This window comes from Pseudomonas schmalbachii (genome assembly GCF_017589465.1).
GTDB lineage: Bacteria > Pseudomonadota > Gammaproteobacteria > Pseudomonadales > Pseudomonadaceae > Pseudomonas > Pseudomonas schmalbachii.
Genome location: NZ_JAELYA010000001.1, coordinates 399575 through 418543 on the forward strand (window position 1 = coordinate 399575; position 18969 = coordinate 418543).

General features: G+C 66.9%; 11 protein-coding genes. 5 read left to right on the forward strand and 6 right to left on the reverse strand.

Annotation, left to right across the window (positions count from 1 at the left end; all coding sequences use genetic code 11):
- Nucleotides 1–44: 44 nt before the first annotated feature.
- From JFY56_RS01660 to JFY56_RS01685, 6 genes are all read right to left on the reverse strand, one after another.
- The gene (locus JFY56_RS01660) at nt 45–1667 is read right to left on the reverse strand and encodes a sulfatase-like hydrolase/transferase (protein ID WP_208311747.1); all 1623 of its coding nucleotides are present in this window, start codon (nt 1665–1667) and stop codon (nt 45–47) included.
- Entirely contained in the window at nt 1664–4045 is a 2382-nt protein-coding gene (locus JFY56_RS01665) for an efflux RND transporter permease subunit (RefSeq protein ID WP_208311748.1), read from the reverse strand. The genes JFY56_RS01660 and JFY56_RS01665 overlap by 4 nt, the downstream gene beginning before the upstream one ends.
- Nucleotides 4042–5145 (reverse strand): WD40/YVTN/BNR-like repeat-containing protein, encoded by a 1104-nt coding sequence (locus JFY56_RS01670; RefSeq protein ID WP_208311749.1) that lies wholly within the window; start codon nt 5143–5145, stop codon nt 4042–4044. The genes JFY56_RS01665 and JFY56_RS01670 overlap by 4 nt, the downstream gene beginning before the upstream one ends.
- A 68-nt stretch (nt 5146–5213) precedes the next feature.
- Nucleotides 5214–6563 (reverse strand): DUF1329 domain-containing protein, encoded by a 1350-nt coding sequence (locus JFY56_RS01675; RefSeq protein ID WP_208311750.1) that lies wholly within the window; start codon nt 6561–6563, stop codon nt 5214–5216.
- A 16-nt stretch (nt 6564–6579) separates the two neighbouring features.
- On the reverse strand, nt 6580–8436 hold the full coding sequence (locus JFY56_RS01680) for a DUF1302 domain-containing protein (RefSeq protein ID WP_208311751.1): 1857 nt from the start codon (nt 8434–8436) through the stop codon (nt 6580–6582).
- Between the two features lie 142 nt (nt 8437–8578).
- Nucleotides 8579–9907 carry a serine hydrolase domain-containing protein gene (locus tag JFY56_RS01685; RefSeq protein ID WP_208311752.1) on the reverse strand — a complete coding sequence of 443 codons (1329 nt, stop codon included), beginning with the start codon at nt 9905–9907 and terminating at the stop codon, nt 8579–8581.
- Between the two features lie 139 nt (nt 9908–10046).
- On the opposite strand from JFY56_RS01685, the gene JFY56_RS01690 reads away from it, so the two are divergent.
- From JFY56_RS01690 to JFY56_RS01710, 5 genes are all read left to right on the forward strand, one after another.
- Nucleotides 10047–10958: a LysR family transcriptional regulator gene (locus JFY56_RS01690; RefSeq protein ID WP_208311753.1), complete on the forward strand. Its 912-nt coding sequence runs from the start codon at nt 10047–10049 to the stop codon at nt 10956–10958.
- Between the two features lie 208 nt (nt 10959–11166).
- Nucleotides 11167–13827 carry a LuxR C-terminal-related transcriptional regulator gene (locus tag JFY56_RS01695; protein WP_208311754.1) on the forward strand — a complete coding sequence of 887 codons (2661 nt, stop codon included), beginning with the start codon at nt 11167–11169 and terminating at the stop codon, nt 13825–13827.
- 111 nt (nt 13828–13938) lie between these two features.
- Nucleotides 13939–15726 carry an acyl-CoA dehydrogenase C-terminal domain-containing protein gene (locus tag JFY56_RS01700; RefSeq protein ID WP_208311755.1) on the forward strand — a complete coding sequence of 596 codons (1788 nt, stop codon included), beginning with the start codon at nt 13939–13941 and terminating at the stop codon, nt 15724–15726.
- A gap of 712 nt (nt 15727–16438) precedes the next feature.
- Entirely contained in the window at nt 16439–17497 is a 1059-nt protein-coding gene (locus JFY56_RS01705) for an NAD(P)-dependent alcohol dehydrogenase (protein WP_208311756.1), read from the forward strand.
- Nucleotides 17498–17590: 93 nt separating this feature from the next.
- Nucleotides 17591–18922, forward strand: a complete 1332-nt coding sequence (locus tag JFY56_RS01710; RefSeq protein WP_208311757.1) for an MFS transporter — start codon at nt 17591–17593, stop codon at nt 18920–18922.
- Nucleotides 18923–18969 lie beyond the last annotated feature (47 nt).

The window sequence follows — 18969 nt, forward strand, 5'->3', positions numbered from 1 at the left end:
GCCCGTCCCTGCGCGGATCGCCGGCAGGCAAGTGAAGGCTCCCGCTATTGCATCAGCACCGGCACCGGCGGTGCGAAGGCCTTGAAGGTCGCGGCGTGCTGCTTGGCGGCCTGCAGCAGGACCGGGATGTGCGGCTGCTTGAGCGGCCCCATCGCATGTTCCTCCTTCGGGTCGATCAGCAGGTCGAACAGCTTGCCGCCATACAGCGAGCTCTGCAGCGTGCCCTGGAACGGGCTGTTGCGTGGCCAGGTGTCGTCGTGCTGGTAGACCTGGTCGCGGACCAGCACCTTGAACTCGGCGATGCGCAGGCCCATGAACGCGTTCCCCGCCCAGTAGTACACCGTGCGCCGGCGCGAAGCGCCGTTGTCGGCCAGCAGGAAGGAGGACTGGTCGATGCTGTCGATGTAGCGGTCGGCGGGCAGCCTGTCGCCGGCGCCGGCCAGTGCCAGCGCGGTGGCGTAGAGATCGGTCAGGTCGAACAGGCCGGGGGAAACGCGGCCCGCCTCGATCGTGCCTTTCCAGTAGGCGATGGCGGGGACGCGCACGCCGCCTTCGTAGCTGGTGCCCTTGGCGCCGCGGAACGGCGTGTAGCCGGTGTCGGGGAAGGCTTCGGCGAAGGGGCCGTTGTCGCTGGTGATGAAGAGCAGTGTGTTCTCCAGCTGGCCGCTGCGTTCCAGGGCATCGCGGATCTGGCCGATGCGGTGGTCCAGTTCGACCATCACGTCCTTGTACGGATACTTCGCCAGCGACTTGCCGACGAAATCGGGGTGCGGGTAGTTGTCGTTGTGCGCGCCACGGGTGGCGAAATAAAGGAAGAACGGCTTCCCGCTGTCCTTGCTCTGCTCGATGAAGCGCACCGCATGCCCGGTGAGTTTCTCGTCGACGAAACGGATCGAGTCGTTGTCGATCGGGAATACCGGTTTCGCCTCCTCGCCGCGATCGCCCTCGACGATGGCCATGGTCTCGCCCTTGGCCGCCCAGGCCTTGCGCACCGGGTCGGCGATCAGGTCGGGGTTGCGCCAGGGCTCGCGCCAGGCGGTGTAGTCGTCGGACGAGGTAAGGATGCCGTAGTAGTGGTCGAAGCCGACGTTCTGCGGCTGGGCTTCCTTGAAGGTGCCGAGGTGCCACTTGCCGACTGCACGGGTGACATAGCCCGCCTCGCTGAGCTTCTGCGCCAGGGTCGCCTGCGGGTCGAGGCCACGGCCCTTGGCGCCTTCGCCGGGCAGCATCGGGCGCAGCAGGCCGTTACGCACGGGCAGTTGGCCAGTCATGATGGTCGCGCGGGTCGGGGTGCAGGACGGCTGCGAGTAGGCGCTGGTCAGCTGCAGTCCGGAATGGGCGAGCTGGTCCAGGTTCGGCGTGGCGGCGCCGACGGCAGCGCCGCCGCCGTAGACGCCAAGATCGCCCCAGCCGACGTCGTCCATCAGCACCACGACGATATTCGGTGCCTGGCCGAAGCGCTGCCTGAGGGCACCCAGGCGCTCGGCGCTGCTCTTCTGCTGCTCGGCGCGCTGGATGGCCGGTTCCTGGTTCGGCCGCTCCGCCGTCGGCCGGGCGAGGAAGGTATCGTCAGTCGCCGCCTGTGGGGCAGCCTGGGCCCAGGCCGGCAACGACAGGGCGGCCAGCAGCGCGACACAACGCGCGCCGCTCGATGCGAGGGTGTTCATGCAGGATTCCTTATGGTGTGTCGCGTGGAGAATGGGCCGCCCCTCAGCAAGGCGGCGATAGCCGGCAGCAGGATCAGCGCGCCGACCATGTTCCAGATGAACAGCAGCACCAGCAGCAGGCCCATGTCCGCCTGGAACTTCAGTGCGGAGAAGACCCAGGTGCCGACGCCAAGCGCCAGGGTGATGCCGGTGAATGCCACCGAGGTGCCGGTGGTCTTCAATGCCTCGAAGAACGCCGCGCGGAAATCCAGGCCCTGGTGCAGGAAGCCCTCCATGCGGCTGTACAGGTAGATGCCGTAGTCCACGCCGATGCCGACGCCGAGGGCGATCACCGGCAGCGTGGCGATCTTCACGCCCAGGCCCATTTGCGCCATGACCGCCTCGCAGAGCACGGTGGACAGGTACAGCGGCGCCATCAGCGCGACGGTCACCTTCAGCGAACGGAACTCCCAGAGCACCACCAGCGAGATGATCGCGAACACCAGCGCCAGCATTCGCTTCTCGGAGTGCTGGATGACGCTGTTGGTGGCTGCCTCGATGCCGGCGTTGCCCGCCGCCTGGAGTATCTGGAAGTCGGCGCTGCCATGCCGGCCGGCGAATTCCTCGACGGCGGCAGCCACGCGGGCGAGGGTCTCGGCCTTGTGATCCGACAGGTACAGGCTGATGGGCGCGACGCTGCAATCCGGGTCCACCAGCTCCGAGGAAACACCGGAGCGCGCGTTGTTCATCACGTACTGGTCGCGGGAGAACTCGGCCCACTTCGGGTTGCCCTCGTTGCGCGCCTGGATGTTGAAGCGCATGGCGCGATACAGCGACTGCACCGACTCCACGCCATCCACTTCCAGCAGGGTCCGCTCCAGCCGGTTCGCCAGGTCGGCGGCGGCGAAGCGCGAGCACTGTTCCTGCGGGGTCCTGAACATCACCACGTACACATCGGTGCTGGTGCTGTAGTGGTCCAGCAGGTAGGCGTTGTCCCGGTTGTAGCGGGCCTCGGGGCGAAACTCCGGAGCGCCGGCATCGAGGTCGCCGATCTTCAGGTCCTGCCGAGCGTAATAGCCAACCCCGAGCAGCAGCAGACTGCCGAGCACCAGCGGGATGGCATAGCGCGGTTCGACCACCGCCGAGAGACGGCGAAACACCGGCCACGAGGACTGTGCGCGCTTCTGCTGCTGGCGCAGGCCGCGCGGACTAATGCCGACATAGGACATCAGCACCGGCAGCAGGAACATCTTGGTGAAGATGGCGACGAACACGCCGATGCTGGCGGTGATCGCCAATTGCTGGATCACCCCGATGTCGATCACCAGCAGGGTGATGAAGCCGACGGCGTCGGCCAGCAGAGCCGTGGTGCCGGGGATGAACAGCGCGCGGAAGGTGCGTTGCGAGGCCTCCAGCGGGGTGGCGCCGTTGCCCATTTCGCTCATCGTCAGGTTGATGTTCTGCACCGCATGGCTGATGCCGATGGCGAAGATCAGGAACGGCACCAGGATCGAGTACGGGTCCAGGCCAAGGCCGAGCAGCCTGAGCAGGCCGAGCTGGCAGACCACGGTGAGCAGGCAGGTCAGCACAGTGACCGCAGTGCTGCGCCAGCAGCGGCAGTACCAATACAGCAGCGTGCTGATCAGCACCACGGTAATGGCGAAGAACAGGGCGATATCGCGGGCGGCGGCGATCAGGTCGCCGATGATCTGGGCGAAGCCGATCACGCGGATGTTCACGCCGCGGGCGCCGAAGTGCTCGCGCACCTCCTTCTCCAGGCTCTGGGTGAAGGCGCGGTAGTCCAGCGGACTGCCGGTTTCCGGATCGTTCTCCAGCAGCGGCACTCGGATGATCGCCGAGCGGAAATCGTTGGCCACGAAGCTGCCCAGCATATTGGCGCGCAGGATGTTCTGCCGCACCAGGGCCAGGGATTCGGCGCTGCCGTCATAGGTGTCGGGAATGACGCGCCCGGCGCGCACGCCCTCGGTGGTCACCTCGGTCCAGAGCGCGTTGGGCGTCCACAGCGACTTGAGGTTGCCGCGGTCGACGCCGGGAATGTAGAAGACCTTGTCATTCACCTCGCGCAGGGTTTCCATGAACTCCCTGCTGAGGATTTCTCCCCTCGGGTTCTCCACCAGCACGCGCAGTACATTGCTCTGCGGCCGCAGCACGTCCTCGAACTTCAGGTAGTTCTGGATGTACGGGTGGCCGGTGGGAATCATCCGCGTGAAGCTGGCGTCCGGGCGCAGCTCCAGGGCCTTGTAGCCAAGCAGCAGCGAGGCGAGCAGGAAGAACACCAGCACGGCCACGCGGTTATGGAACAGGACCCGCTCGATGAAGCCGACCAGGCGCTGCACGGCGCTCTGCGGCAGGGAATCCTGATTGATGCTGGCGTTCATTGGCGCTGCTCCCCGATCCCGGCCAGCGGCATGACCTGCAGGCCCGCGCTGCCGATCAGCGCCAGTTGCCCAGCGTCGATAGCGGCAACGCCGAGCAGCGCGCTCCGGCCCTTGCCCTGCCAGGGCGTGAAATTCCGACCATCCCTGCTGGCCAGCAGCACACCGCCCTGCCCGGCGAGCAGCAGACTGCCGTCGGCCAGTTGCTCGCCGCCGTAGAGACCGGCGCGCACCGGCAGCGCGACGCTCTGCCAGTTCTGTCCCTGGTCCTGGCTGGACAACAAAGTGTCGCCGAAGCCGAGGGCCAGCAGCCTGCCGTCTGCCAGTTGCAGCAGCTTGTACAGCGAGGCCTGGGTCGGTTGCTGCGCCGGCTGCCAGGTCCGGCCGCCGTCGCTGGAACGGTACAGACGGCCACCCTCCCCTGCGACCAGCAGACTGCCATCGGCAAGGCCGAGCACGGCGTTGAGGTGCAGGCGCTCCGGGTTGTCCAGGCTGGACAGGTATTCCCAGCTTTGCCCGCCGTCGGCGGTGTGCACGATCATGCCGTAGGCGCCGACGGCCCAGCCTTCCCGGGCGTTGCGGAACCAGACGTCCAGCAGGGGGCGTGATGGTCCGGATGCAGCACCGGCCCTGGCGTCGTCGAGGGCGAACAGGGCGTTGTCCAGCGCCTCGTCGTCTGCGTCGCTGGCCGCTTCCAGGCGCGCCACCTCGGCCTCGGCCCATTTCAGCATCAGCGCATTGATCGCCACGCCATCCAGTTGCTTTATCCAGGACTGGCCGCCATCGCCGCTGTGCAGGATCACGCCGTCGTGGCCGACCGCCCAGCCGTTGTGTTCATCGACGAAATGCACAGCGGTCAGCAGCAGGTCGACCGGCACCTGTGCCTGCTGCACTTTGCCGTCGGCATGGCGCAGAAGTATGTGGCCGTTGGCGCCGACCATCACCAGCCGGTCGCCAATACGCTGCACGTCGGTGAGCGGTTCCTGGCGGGCGTCGGCGGCTTCGCGTGAGGGGCGTTCCAGGCGGTCGCCGGGTGGCGCGGCGAAAACCGGCGCAGCCAGCCCGAGCAGCAGCCCGAGGGCGCAACGCAAGGGAGTATTCATGGAGCATCTCTCCGGAAAAAAAGGGGGCGGCCGCGAGGCGCGCCCCAAGGGGCATGGAGTTGCTCGGGTCAGCGTCCGGCGCGGCGCAGGGCGGCGGGACTGAAATCCTTGAGGCTGGCGGTGATGCCGAAGCGGGTGGTCCGTTCCTCGTTCTCCAGGCCGTACACCACGTAGCGGCGCGCCTGCAGGTCGTAGGCGACATCGCTGACATGGATTGCCGAAAGCACGTCGTAGCGCTGCAGGCTGTGGGCTTCCTGCACCCGCCACAGCTCGCCGCGGCCGTCGTAGAGGTCGGCGCCGAGGATGCTCCAGCTGTCCTCGTCGATGTAGAACACCCGCTTGGCGTAGATATGCCGCTCGCCGGGCTTCAGGGTCGCCTCGACCACCCAGACGCGGTGCGGCTCGTAGCGCAGCAGGTCCTGGTCGAGGTGACTGGCCTGGATGATGTCCTTGTACTTCAGCGAACGGTCGGCGAGCTTGTAGGTGTTGTAGGGCACCAGCATTTCCTTCTTGCCGACCAGCTTCCACTCGTACTTGTCCGGCGCGCCGTTGAACAGGTCGAGCGAATCGTTGGTACGCAGCCCGTCGGAGGTGCTGACCGGCGAGTCGTAGGCGATCTCCGGGGCGCGCAGCACGCGGCGCTGACCGGGGTTGTAGGTCCAGGCCAGGCGTGCCTCGCGGGTCTGGTCCAGCGGTTCGTGGATCAGCGTCTGGCCGCCGGCGACGCTTTCCGGCGAGGTGACCTTGCCCAGGTAGTAGAACAGCCGATTCGACTCCGGGTTGCCCATGGCCGAGGCCATCACCACCTTCACCTCGCGGCGCACCGGGGTGAAGCTGCCATTGGCCTGCACCACCATTTCCGTTGGGTAGTACTGGTAGCCGCCGGCGCGGTAGCGCACGAGGTGGTTGTAGATCACCTCGATCCCCGATTTGGGGACCGGGAACGGCACGCTGGACTTCTGGTAGCCGAGCAGGCCGTTGCCGCCGTTGGCCAGCTCCACCTTGGCCGCCTCCTGGGCGATCTGCGCGTACTCGGCCGCAGGCAAGGCCGCCGTGCGATGACTGGGATAGACGTTCATGTGGTAGCTCGGGTACTTCGCCAGCAGCGCCCGGTAGCCCGGGCTGAGCTGGTCGGCGTACTGCGCCACGTTCGCCTGGGTGATGCTGTACAGCGGCTTCTCGTCCGCGAATGGATCGATGTAGCCCTTCTCGGGGCTGTATCCCGCAGGCGGAGTGGTCAATCCACCGGTCCAGGCCGGAATGCTGCCGCTGGCGTTGCCCGCCTTCTCTGCGCCGGTCGGGGTCAGGTCGCGCCCCAGGCGGGCGATTTCATCGGCACTCAAGCCGGCCATGGCGGAGCCGCTGGCAAGGGCGAGCAGGCCGCCGAGCGCAGCGGCGGAAATCAGGTTCTTGTTCATTGCGGTTACCTCGGTTTCAGAAGCCCATGCGCAGGCTGAGGGCGATGAAGTCACGGTCGGTGGCACCGAACGGGGTGTTGCCGCTACCCGACCAGGACAACTCGGCTGAGTAGTTCTGCAGGTAGTCGGCCTTCACGCCGACCGAGCCCAGCAGGCGGTCCTCGACGAAATTGCCGTCGTAGGACCAGCCCTTGACGTCGTGGCCGAAGGCGACGAAGGGCGAGACGTTGATCCCGGCGAACAGCCCCGGATAGTTGAGCTGCGCGCGCAGCCGGTAGCCCCAGGAGAAGCGGCTGGCGTAGCCGTCGGCGCTGCAGGCGAGCTTCCGGTACTGCGGCGCGGCCCCCAGCGTGCAGCCGGCGGCGCTGCCCTGGGCCAGGTCCGAGCCGTACAGGTCGCCCTTGATGTAGCGGCGCTCGCTGAGGCTGGGCAGGTCGTGGACGTACTTCATCCCGGCCTCGCCGATCAGGTTGAGGCTGTCAGCCGCCAACACCTGCGGGATGGACTTGATGAAGCCGAGCGAGAGCTGCGATATCTCGCGCCGGTCGTAGCCGTTGTAGATCGAGCCGGGTGCCGCGTTGATGGCGTCCTGACCGAGGGTCAGGTCCTGGCCGATCGCCTGGCCGGTCAGCAGCGGGTTGCCGGCGAACGCGGGGATCAGGTCGCCGGTCGCCAGTTGCACCGGCTGGTTGGGGCGGTAGCTGTACTCGCCGAACACCGAGGTGCCCCAGAGATTGGTCGAGAAGCTCAGGCCGAATATGCGGATGTCCTCCGGATAGTCGGCGAAGTAGCGCCCGTTGGTGGCCTGCTGTCCCGGCAGCCAGCCCGCGCCCACGGCCGGGCGCAGGTCGGTGCGGATGCTGGCATAGGGCGTGCGCGAGTGGATGTTCAGTGCGTAGGCGCCGAACTCGGTGCCGATCTCCTCGGCGAAGTAGCGCAGCGCGACGCCGAACTGGCCGGCATCGGATGGTTCGTTGTCCGGAGCGCGACGGATGATCAGGTCATTGCCGAAGCTGGTCGGATCGTTCGCGCCGCCCCGCGGCACACCGAAGCAGCCGTCCGGGATGTAGTCGTTGGTGGAGAAGTAGGTACCGCAGCCTTCCAGTACGGTCTTGCGCCACTCCAACTGGTAGAAGGCTTCCAGGCTCAGGCTGTCGGTCAGGCCGAGGTTGCCGTAGAGCATGGGCACCGGCAGCAGCGCTTCCTTGACCTGCGAGCCGGGCCGGCGCAGCGCCGCCACGTCGATGGGGTTGGCCGCGTTGATGCCGTTCTGGAAGAACAGGCCCTCGCCCCAGTTGACCACCTGCTTGCCGATACGCGCATTGAGCGGGTGTTCGCCCAGTTCGAAATCGCCGAACAGGTAGGCGTCGAGCAGGGCCGCGCCCTGGAACTGGGCCAGTTCGTCGAAATGACTGTCGTCCAGCTTGCTGTCCGCCCGGTAGCCGTTGGCGGAGTGGCCGAAGTCCACTTCGCGGTTTTCCAGGACGTAGTCGTACCAGGCCTTGCCACGGACGAACGCCCCGTAGTTGCGCCAGTTCAGCTCCATTTCCCCGAGCAGCGTCACCGGCGCGGATACCAGGTTGCGCTTGCGGAAGTTCAGGCGACCGTCGTCGCCGGTGCGCCCGCCGCTCGGGTTGAACTCGCCCGCCGAGCCATAGCCGATGCTGTTGGCGTTGCCCTGGAAGATGTTGTCGCTGTCCGGCTTTTCGGCATTCCAGATGGCGCCGACGCTGAGGCTGCCATTGACGCGGCCGCCGATCTCGCCCCATTGGAACTCGCCGGCTTCGGCGCCCAGCGACACGGCCAGGGCCAGGGGAGAAAGAGCCGCCGCGGCCCGTGCAAGCCGCTCACGGCGGGTCTGTCGGTGAATCATGATGCTGCCCTCATGCTTGTTTTTATGTGAGTTGCTATGTGAGGTACTGGGAGCCCGATTCCGGCGCGAGCGCGGTCGCCCCACTCCGGCAAGGCGTGGGCGTGTGGTGGGATCGGGTGTTGGGAGTGGTCTGGCCGCTGGATTACCCGGGAATGGCCTTGAGCACGGCGCTGACCATGGCGTTGAAGGCTTCCTGGGAATCGCTCGGACGCAATGCAGGCGCCGCGCCGGCCCCGGCCTGGGTGGCGCGCGGCTGCATGTCGGCGGCGGAGGCGAGCTTGACGATCACCAGTTCGCGGGCTGGGTTAATGTAGATCTTCTGGCCGAAACGCCCGGCCGCCTCCACCGAACCATCGCCGTCGTTCTTCTGGTACCAGTAGTTGCGGTAGGAGTAGCCGTCCCGCCCCCTGGCCTTGCCGCTGGCGGCGACCAGGGCGCGGTTGTCATGGGGAGCGAGGCCCGACTGCACGGCGCGGACGAACGAGTCCTGCCGATCCTCGCTGGCCAGGGCAAGACGCACCGCCTCGGCGAAACGTCCCGTATCGCGCAGGCTGCTGCTCAACCCGCCGCTGGCCATTTCGATACCCTGCTCGTCCACCAGCATGTCGGCATCGTCCGCGGCAAAGCGCGACCAGATCCGCTCCGACACCAGGCTGCTCCAGCTCTGGCCGGTGATCCGGCTGATGGCCCAGGCGACCGCCTCCGGGGAGCCGTTCTGGTAGAAGAACAGTGGCTCTCCGGACTGCCCCGGCACACTGCGCACCACCTTGAGGAAGTCGTAGATGGTGCCCGGCATGCCGGGCTTGCGCGGGAAAATCCCGGTCGCGGCGAACAGCCCGATATCCGGCGGCACATCGCTGGGATAGCTGACGGCAACTTCCATATCGAGGTTCTGCTGGACGCTGGCATCGCCGAACGGCGTGCCGGCCAGCTCCGGCACATAGCGGGACAGCCTGGCCTGCGGGTCCAGCCGTCCCTCGGAGACGAGCTGGGCGGCGAGCAGGCCGGTGACCGACTTGGTCATCGAGGCCCAGATGTGTGGCTGGCCTGCGGAGAAGCGCTCGAAGTAACGCTCGTAGACCACCTCCCCCTTGTGCAGGACGAGGAAGCCGTCGGTGTCGGTCTCATTCAGGTAGCGGGCAAGCGTCATCGACTGCTTGCCAACGGGAAAGGCCAGGATGCTCAGGTCGCGCGACTCACCACCCGGCAGCGCCAGCGGCGACTCCGCCCGGGCGACATTGCGCGTGGGCGACAGCTCCCGCGCATGGCTGACGGCCCAGCGCAGATAGGGCATGCGGAAGGCGTTGGCCTTGGTCACACGCTGCTCGGCCGCCGGCGGAAAGCCCTGCATGACGCCCGCGCCGTCCACCGCGAACGCGGGTTGCAGGCCAAGGGTCGTGAGCAGCAGGCAGGCGGCGGCAACTCGTTTGCAAGGGGCAGGCACGATGATGGATATCGGTGGGATGTTCATTGTTGTTGTGTCCTTCCGGGCCAGTGCGGGGCACGCCCCCGGCTGTCCGCGATTCTTGTGGTGAGGCTCCAGTCTGTGAGAACGTCAGGCATAAGCGCAATGAACCATAAGCGCCAATCTCATAACCAAGTGGAATGCCATGGACACTCGCGATCTCGAATACGTGGTCTGCATCCAGCAGCAAGGAACCATCGGCAAGGCCGCCGATGCGCTGGGCATCAGCCAGCCCGCGCTGACCAAGGCCGTGCGGCGGGTCGAGCAGCAACTGGGCATCCAGCTGTTCGAACGCCTTCCGCAAGGCATGCGCGCCACCCAGGCTGGCGAGCTGTTTCTGGAGCGGGCGAAGCACCTGAGCCGCGACTTCGACGATGCGCTCGCCGAGATGCGCTGCATCAGCACTGGCGAACAGGGCGTCGTGCGGCTCGGCTACTCCCCCACTTTCCCCGATACCCTGGTCGTCGCCGCCTGCCGCCGGCTCATGCGCGAACGCCCGGCAGCCCGGCTGCGCCTGCGCTGTCGCATGGCCAGGGAACTGCTGGAAGCGCTGGACGCCGGCGAGCTGGACATGGCGTTCGTGCCGATACCGGATTCGAACCGCGAATTCGCCATGCAGCCGCTGTATGAAGATCGCCTGGTGGTCGCCGCGGACCCGGGCCATCCCCTGGTCGCGCGACGGCAGGTGACTCTCGCCGATCTCCAGGGCGAGGAATGGCTATTGCCCGCCGGACACATGACGGTTCGGCAGATGCTGGAAGCGGCCTTCCGCCAGCGCGGACTGCCTCCACCCGCATTGCGCGCCGAGGCCGACTTCAGCAGCGAGATTCTCTACCAACTGGTCGAGGGAACCCGGCTGCTGACACTGGCACGTCACGGAAAGGGTTTCCTCGGCACCGGCCTGGCGGCCATCGACCTGGCTCCGAAGGAACTCGAACTGGATCGTTGCGTTGGAATCGTCACCCGCGCCCAGGGCTACCTGTCGCCGGTTTGCCAGCGGACGATCGAGCTGTTCAGGGAGGAGATGGCGAAGAAGGATGTGCTGCAGTGGTTGTAGGGAAGTGTCGAAAATGACTATCGACCGCCACCCCACCCGGTCCATCCCCCTATAAGGCGTGGGTCAACCGGCGAAGCGGTTGTGTTAAACAGGCGCTACTGTCTTGTGCTTTTGCCGGTAATGGACCCCGGTGCGATTCCGAACGTTCCGGATGGCAACGCCCAGACAAACCGGCCCCATTTTCCGACGATATCTGCGCCAATCCGCGATGAACCGACCAGTCCTCAAGCTCAACAAGTTCCGTCCTCCGCGCCTGCCTGTGGCGACCCTTGCTCGCCCGGCGCTGCTTCAGCGTCTGCGCGAGGCGCCGCAGCGCGACGTGCTGTTGAGTCTGGTCCGGGCGCCGCTGGGCTATGGCAAGAGCACGCTGCTGGCCCAGTACGCCGCGGGCCTGGAATCGCCGTGGGCCTGGTATCGGCTGGACAGCGGCGACAACCAGCCGCTCGCCCTGATCCTGCACCTGCACCACGCGCTCGGCCTGCCGGCGCCGCAGCCTCCGGTGAACGTGGACTGCTTGTGGGCCGCCATCGTCGGTCATCTGGAGGGATTGCAGAGCCGCTTCACCCTGATCCTCGACGACCTCCACCTGCTGCGATCCGGCCCGGCCTGCCGTTACCTGGAAGAACTGCTCCAGCACTCGCCGGGCAATCTGCACCTGCTCGCCGCCTGCGAAGGGGAGCCCGCCCTGCCGCTCAACCACCTGCGCCGCGACCAGCGGCTGCAGACCGTGGATGCGCTCGAACTGGCGCTGGGCAGCGAGGAAATCCTCGAACTGGGGCAGGTGCGCGGGCAGGTACTGGACAGCGACCTGGCCTATGTAATGCGCTCCGGCAGCGAAGGCTGGATCAGCGGGATTCTCTTCGCCCTGGCCCTGCGCGCGGAACAGGGTTACCCGGACACCTCAAGGCGGGAGGCATTGCGCCTGCTGGCCCAGCAGACCTTCGAGCACGTGGCCGGCTACTTCCGCGAGGAGGTGCTGCGCCCGCTGTCGGCGCCGTTGCTGCATTTCCTCGAACGGGTGGCCGTGGTCAGGGCCTTCGATGCCGACCTCGCCGCCAGCCTGAGCGGCACGGACAACACGCCCCTGCTGATCCGCCAGTTGCAGAACCGCGACCTGTTCATCCAGCAGCGCGGCGACGAACGCCTGGTCTACCGTCTCCATCCCCTGCTGCGCCGCACTCTCTACCAGTCGTTGCGCCAGCGCGATCCCGGACGGGTCAGCCAGTTGCACCGGCAGGCCGCCGACTGGCTGATGGAGCGCCACCACTACACCGAAGCGGTCTACCAGCTGGGCCGCGCCCGTGACTTCAACCGCCTGCTGGCCGCCATCGAGCGGCACAGTTTCGACCTGCTGCGCGAGGGCGAGGTCAACGCCATCGTCGACTTCCTCGCCGACCTGCCGGGCGAGGATGCCGCCGACCATTTCACCCTGGCAGTCACCGAAGCCAGCACGGTGATCGTCACCAACGACGTTTCCCATGCCAGCCGCTGCCTGCGCCGCCTGGACCGCCTGGTGCGGCGGCGCGAGACACCGGGCCGGCGCCCGGAGCGCGTGCACCAGACCCTTGGCTTCCTGCGCAGCCGCCTGGCCGCCCTCGGCGGAAACTTCAGCCACGGCCTGAACCTGGTGGACCGCACCCTGCGCCAGTACCCGCAAGCCAGTGCCGCGACCGCCGTGCTGCGTTTCAACCGCGCGTCCTGCCTGTTCGCCCTCGGCCGGCTGCATCGCGCCCGTGAGGACGCCACGCGTGCCCTGGCCGAGCTCGAAGCGCTGGGCTTCGTCGGCTACACCAACATGCTGCAACTGCTGCTGGGGCAGATCGAACTGGCGCTGGGCCTGATCGACCTGGCCGAGCAGCGCTTCCTCGCCCTCGGCCAGCCGCGGCCCAGCGGCGCGCCACGCAACTTCTACGACCTCTTCCAGCACCTCGGCCAGGGCCAGGTCCTGCTACTGCGCAACCGTCCGGCGCAGGCCGCGCACTGCTTCAGCCTGGCCGAAGCGCTGGCACTGGATTTCCCGCATTGCGCCGGCCTGCCCTGGGTGCTCCACCACCAGGCCTGCCGGCATGCCGCCCAGGGCGAACTGGCCCAGGCTCGTGCCCGCTGGGACGAGGCCCGGCGCCTGGCCCGCCAGTTCAAGCTGTTCGCCCTGTACCGCCAGGTCGGCGCCTGGCGCGCGCGGCTGGCAGTGCGGGAATCCGACAGCGACTACATCCTCGCCTGGCTGGAAGAGTGGCACTGGTGCCGGCGGCACTACGGCGCCGAACTGCAACCCGAGGAATGGCTGGCGTACGCCTGGGTGCAACGGCACCTCGGCCAGCAGGGCAGCGCCGAACAGATCGCCCTCAACCTGCGCGAACTGGCTCAGGCGGAAGACAACCACCAACTGCAACTGGACCTGCACCTGCTGGATGCCGCCCTGCATCAGGACAAGGGCGATCGCGCCGCCGCCCTGGCCAGCCTGGAGCAGGCCCTGCAACTGGCGGCCCGGGACGGCTACGGCCAGTTGCTGCAGTTCGAGGGTGGCGAACTCGGCGAACTGTTCCGCCTGTTGGTCACCCCGCAGGCACGCCGCCAGTACGACCTCGACCAGCCGCTGCCGCCGCGCGAGCGACTCGCCACGGTGCTGCAGGGCCTGTCGCCCAACGTCCCGCGCGACGTCCAGCGCCAGTTGGAACCCCTGACCCCGCGCGAGCAGGACGTGCTGCGCCGCATGGCCCGCGGCCAGGGCAACCAGCAGATCGCCGACGGCCTGTACATCAGCCTCAGCACGGTGAAGACGCACATCAACAACCTGTTCCGCAAACTCAATGCCAGCGACCGCGACGCCGCACTGCAGGCTGCCCGCACATTGAACCTGCTGGACTGAATCCACCTGCTGCTCCACCTGTCTCCACCCGCAAATCCACCCCCGGGTAGGACGCAGCCGCCCCCTGCAACTGCTAAAAAAGCGGCACATCTCACCCGCAAGGAATTCGGTATGCCCGCCTACCAGGCCCCCGTGCGCGACCTGCGCTTCGTCATCCATGAACTGCTCGACCTGCCGGGCCACTACCAGCAGTTGCAAGGCTGCGAGGCGGTGGACGGCGATACGCTGAACGCCATTCTCGAAGAAGGCGCGCGCTTCGCCGAAGAGGTCCTGGCGCCGCTCAACCGGGTCGGCGACGAGCACGGCTGCCACTGGCAGGACGGCAAGGTCACCACTCCGCCCGGCTTCGCCGCCGCCTACCACCAGTTCGCCGAAAACGGCTGGGCCGCCCTGGAGAAGCCTGCGGCATTCGGCGGCCAGGGTCTGCCGGGGTCGCTCGCCAGCGCCATCAACGAAATGCTGTTCAGTGCGAACCATGCCTGGGCCATGTACGCCTCCCTGAGCAGCGGCGCGGTCAGCACCATCGACGCCCATGGCACGGACGATCTGCGCGCATGCTTCCTGCCGCCGCTGATCGAGGGCCGCTGGAGCGGCACCATGTGCCTGACCGAAGCCCATTGCGGCTCCGACCTCGGCCTGCTGCGCACCCGCGCCGTGCCTGAAGCCGATGGCAGCTACCGGATCAGCGGCAGCAAGATCTTCATTTCCGCCGGCGAGCACGACATCACCGAGAACATCGTCCACCTGGTGCTGGCCCGCATCGAAGGCGCGCCGGCCGGGGTCAAGGGCATCTCGCTGTTCGCCGTGCCGAAGGTCATGGTCAATGCCGACGGCAGCCTCGGCGAGCGCAACGGCGTGAGCTGCGGCTCCATCGAGCACAAGATGGGCATCCACGGCAACGCCACCTGCGTGATGAACTTCGACGGCGCCACCGGCTATCTGCTCGGCGAGGCCAACCGCGGCATGAGCGCGATGTTCACCTTCATCAACGAATCGCGCCTGGCAGTCGCCCAGCAGGGCCAGGGACATTGCGAGGCGAGCTTCCAGGGCGCCCTGCGCTATGCCCGCGAGCGCGTGCAGATGCGCGCCGAGCCGCGCCTGAAGCCGGAGCAGCCGGCCGACCCGATCATCGGCCACGCCGACGTGCGCCGCATGCTGCTGACCCAGAAGGCCTACGCCGAGGGTGGCCGCATGCTCAACCTGGCCTGCGCGCAACTGGTCGACCAGCTCCACCACGGTGCCACGGAGACCACCAAGAACGCCGCCGCGCGACGCCTGGCGCTGCTCACGCCGATCGCCAAGGGCTTCCTCACCGAGGCCGGCATCGAGGCGGCGCAGCTCGGTGTGCAGGTGTTCGGCGGCCACGGCTTCATCCGCGAATGGGGCATGGAACAGATTTCCCGCGACGTGCGCATCACCGCCATCTACGAAGGCACCAACAGCATCCAGGGCATCGACCTGCTGACCCGCAAGGTGCTGGCGGACGACGGCGCCGAGCTGAATGCACTGCTCGACGAGATGGACAGCTTCTGCGCCGACTGCAAGGCCCCGCGCGAACTGGCGCAGCAACTGGCCCGGCAAGTGGCGACCTGGCGCGAGCTGACCGGCTGGCTGAAAGTCGCGCAGAAGGATGACGCCAACCTGATCGGCGCCGGCGCCTTCGATTACCTGATGCTCGCCGGCTACACCCTGCTCGGCTACTACTGGCTGCGCGCCGCCGCCATCGCCGAAGGCGAGCTGGCCGCCGGCAACAGCGATGTCGACTTCTACATCGGCAAACGCGAGACCGCCCGCTTCTTCATGCAGCGCCTGCTGCCACGCGCCAACCAGCATCGGGCACTGATCGAAAGCGGCAGCGCCAACCTGATGGACATCCCGGACAGCGCCTTCGGCCGCTGATTGCCCGCACCTACGGGCTGCAATGCCCACCGTAGGTTGGCGCTGAGCAACGCGAAGCCCAACATCGCCATCGTTGGGCTTCACTGCGTTCAGCACCAACCTACGCGGGTTCTGGCCCAGAGCGTAGGGTGGAAATCGCGAAGCATTTCCACCATCCGCACGGGGCAACGGTGGACAAGCAGAGCGTTGTCCACCCTACGCCTACGTTCGGCACGAGCGAACCGTAGGAGCGGCCCATGGCCGCGATTCGCGGGCATGGCCCGCTCCTACAGTCGGCTGCGGAGCAAATTCCTGTAGGAGCGAGCTCTGCTCGCGAACACCGGCAAAGCAAAAAGCTTCGCGAGCAGAGCTCGCTCCTACAAAAGCATCATCGGCGGCAAGACAGTTGCTCCTGCGGCTCGACGCTCCTGGCAATCACCTTCCGGACAAACCCGGAAGGCACGCCCTGCAACGCCAGAAAAAGTTAAACTTCCCCTTTATATTCAATTAGTTAATTTCAAAACCGTTTCCCCGGAATCCGGAACGAATGCGCTGTCGCGCTCCATACACTGGACAGACGGTCCGCACCTGATTTCCGGGCGGAGGCATGTCGTCCTGTCGTCCCGCCAGATGCCGCTTTCGCACCGCCGATGCGGTGAGCCCATGGACCAGATTCCAGCCCCCGGCCGTTGCGTCGGGGGACTTCATTCGACCCGCCTGAGGTAATGCAAGCATGACCACCTGCATCGGATTCGGCGCCCATGAGGCCCACGGCAAGCTTTCCCCGCTGCGCATCGAGCGCCGCGCCCTGCGCGACGACGACGTCGCCATTTCCATCGCCTATTGCGGCGTCTGCCATTCGGACCTGCACTTCGTGCACAACGACTGGAACAGCACCGTGTTCCCCTGCGTGCCCGGCCACGAGATCGTCGGCCACGTCACCGCGGTCGGCGCCGGCGTGACCCGCTACAAGGTCGGCGATAGCGTCGCCGTCGGCTGCATGGTCGACAGCTGCCAGCATTGCGCACCCTGCGAGGATCACCAGGAACAGTTCTGCGCGGGCATGACGCCGACCTACAACGGCAAGGACCGCCAGACCGGCGACCTGACCTACGGCGGCTACTCCGACTCCATCGTGGTGCGCGAGAAGTTCGTCCTGCGCGTGCCGGCCAGCCTGGACCTGCGCTTCGCCTCGCCGCTGCTGTGCGCCGGCATCACCGTGTGGAACCCGATGCGCCGCTTCGGCATCGGCAAGGGCTCGAAGGTCGCGGTGGTCGGCCTCGGCGGCCTCGGTCACATGGGTGTGAAGCTGGCGGCTGCGCTGGGTGCCGAAGTCACGGTGATCACCACCTCGCCGGGCAAGGCCGATGACGCCCGCGACCTCGGCGCCCACCACGTGCTGCTGTCCACCGACCCGCAGGCCATGCAGTCGGCGTTCAATCGCTTCGACTTCATCCTCGACACCATCCCGACCCGGCACAACCTCAACCCCTACCTGATGCTGCTGGGCCGCAACGGCCAACTGGTGCTGGTCGGCGCCATCGAACCGCTGGAGCCGATCCACGGCGGCCTGCTGATGCGCAACAACCGCTCCATCGCCGGCTCGCTGTTCGGCGGCCTGCAGGCGACTCAGGAACTGCTGGACTTCTGCGCCGAGCACAACGTCCTGCCGAGCTGCGAAATGATCGCCATCCAGGACATCAACAGCGCCTTCGAACGCATGCAGAAGAACGACGTGAAGTACCGCTTCGTGATCGACATGCAGTCGATCAAGGACGTGCGTATCGACTGAAGCATGAGGGGCTGCGGCTTTCGGGCCGCAGCCCGCCGCCCACGGTTCAACCACTACAAGCACAACAATCCGGTTACCCGCAGGACGATTCACATGAGTTCCACTCCCCAGCAGTACGGCTCCACCGTTCTCCACGACTCGCCGGCAACGGCAGCGAGTGTCTACCGCAAGGCGGTCTGGCGGCTGATGCCGTTCCTCTTCCTGGCGCTGCTGATCAACGGCATCGACCGCATCAACATCTCCTTCGCCAAGCTGCGCATGGCCGAGGACATCGCCCTCAGCGACGCCGCCTACGGGCTGGGCGTCGGCGCCTTCTACCTGGCCTACCTGCTGTTCGAAGTTCCGAGCAACCTGTACATGCAGCGGGTCGGCGCCCGCGCCACCCTGACCCGGATCATGGTGCTGTGGGGTCTGATCACCATGGCCACCGCCCTCGTCACCACGCCCGGCCAGTTGATCGCCGCGCGCTTTCTGCTCGGCATCGCCGAAGCTGGCTTCTTCCCCGGCGTGATCCTCTACCTGACCTACTGGTTCCCCTCCGCCCTGCGCGGCCGCATCACGGCGTCCTTCATGATGGCGGCGGTGGTTGCCGGCATGATCTGCGGCCCGCTGTCGGGCACCATCATGGCCCACCTGGACGGCTGGATCGGTCTGCAGGACTGGCAGGCGCTGTTCATCCTCACCGGCGCGCCGGCCGTGGTGCTCGGCGTGTTCGGCTGGTTCTGGCTGACCGACCGGCCGGATCAGGCGGGCTGGCTGAGCGATGCGGAGAAGCAGGCGATCACCACCGATATCGCCGCCGAGCAGAAGTCCCACGGCACCAGCGAGCGCCTCGTCGATGCATTCCGTGATCCACGCGTCTATATCGCCGGACTGGTGTACTTCTCCATCTACTGCGGCACCAACACCGTCATCTACTGGCTGCCCACGCTGATCCGCGGCCTGGGACTGGACGACATCAAGCTGATCGGCCTGGTCTCCGCCTTGCCCTTCACCGCCGCGCTGGCCGGCATGTACCTGCTCGGGCTCAGCTCGGACAAGCGCCACGAGCGCCGCTGGCACGTAGCCGGTGCCATGCTGGTAAGCGCGGCCTGCTTCGCACTGCTCGGCTTCACCCAGGGGCAACTGGTGGCTTCGCTGGTGGTCATCGGTATCGCCGCCTCCGCCGGGCTTTCCGCCCTGTCGCTGTTCTGGACCATTCCCCCGGCGTTTCTCACACCGACCCGCGCGGTGGCCGGCATCGCCATCATCAGCAGCATCGGCAACTTCGCCGGAGTGGTCAGCCAGGGCGCGGTCGGCGCGATCAAGTCGGCCACCGGCAGCCTGTACCTGGCCTTCGACATGATCGCCATGGTGCTGGTCGCGGGCGCGCTGCTCCTGCTGATCGCGATTCCCGCCCGTATCCTGCGCTCCGCCAGCCATTGACGAAATGGCGGGTTGCACCCGCCCTACCCGCCACTCCGGCCGTAGGG

What these genes read in the sequence shown, in the direction of transcription:
- JFY56_RS01660 (WP_208311747.1), bottom strand. Translation starts at nt 1,667, where the DNA reads ATGAACACCCTCGCATCGAGCGGCGCGCGTTGTGTCGCGCTGCTGGCC.
- JFY56_RS01695 (WP_208311754.1), top strand. Translation starts at nt 11,167, where the DNA reads ATGAACCGACCAGTCCTCAAGCTCAACAAGTTCCGTCCTCCGCGCCTG.
- JFY56_RS01710 (WP_208311757.1), top strand. Translation starts at nt 17,591, where the DNA reads ATGAGTTCCACTCCCCAGCAGTACGGCTCCACCGTTCTCCACGACTCG.
- JFY56_RS01675 (WP_208311750.1), bottom strand. Translation starts at nt 6,563, where the DNA reads ATGAACAAGAACCTGATTTCCGCCGCTGCGCTCGGCGGCCTGCTCGCC.
- JFY56_RS01665 (WP_208311748.1), bottom strand. Translation starts at nt 4,045, where the DNA reads ATGAACGCCAGCATCAATCAGGATTCCCTGCCGCAGAGCGCCGTGCAG.
- JFY56_RS01685 (WP_208311752.1), bottom strand. Translation starts at nt 9,907, where the DNA reads ATGAACATCCCACCGATATCCATCATCGTGCCTGCCCCTTGCAAACGA.
- JFY56_RS01700 (WP_208311755.1), top strand. Translation starts at nt 13,939, where the DNA reads ATGCCCGCCTACCAGGCCCCCGTGCGCGACCTGCGCTTCGTCATCCAT.
- JFY56_RS01680 (WP_208311751.1), bottom strand. Translation starts at nt 8,436, where the DNA reads ATGATTCACCGACAGACCCGCCGTGAGCGGCTTGCACGGGCCGCGGCG.
- JFY56_RS01670 (WP_208311749.1), bottom strand. Translation starts at nt 5,145, where the DNA reads ATGAATACTCCCTTGCGTTGCGCCCTCGGGCTGCTGCTCGGGCTGGCT.
- JFY56_RS01705 (WP_208311756.1), top strand. Translation starts at nt 16,439, where the DNA reads ATGACCACCTGCATCGGATTCGGCGCCCATGAGGCCCACGGCAAGCTT.
- JFY56_RS01690 (WP_208311753.1), top strand. Translation starts at nt 10,047, where the DNA reads ATGGACACTCGCGATCTCGAATACGTGGTCTGCATCCAGCAGCAAGGA.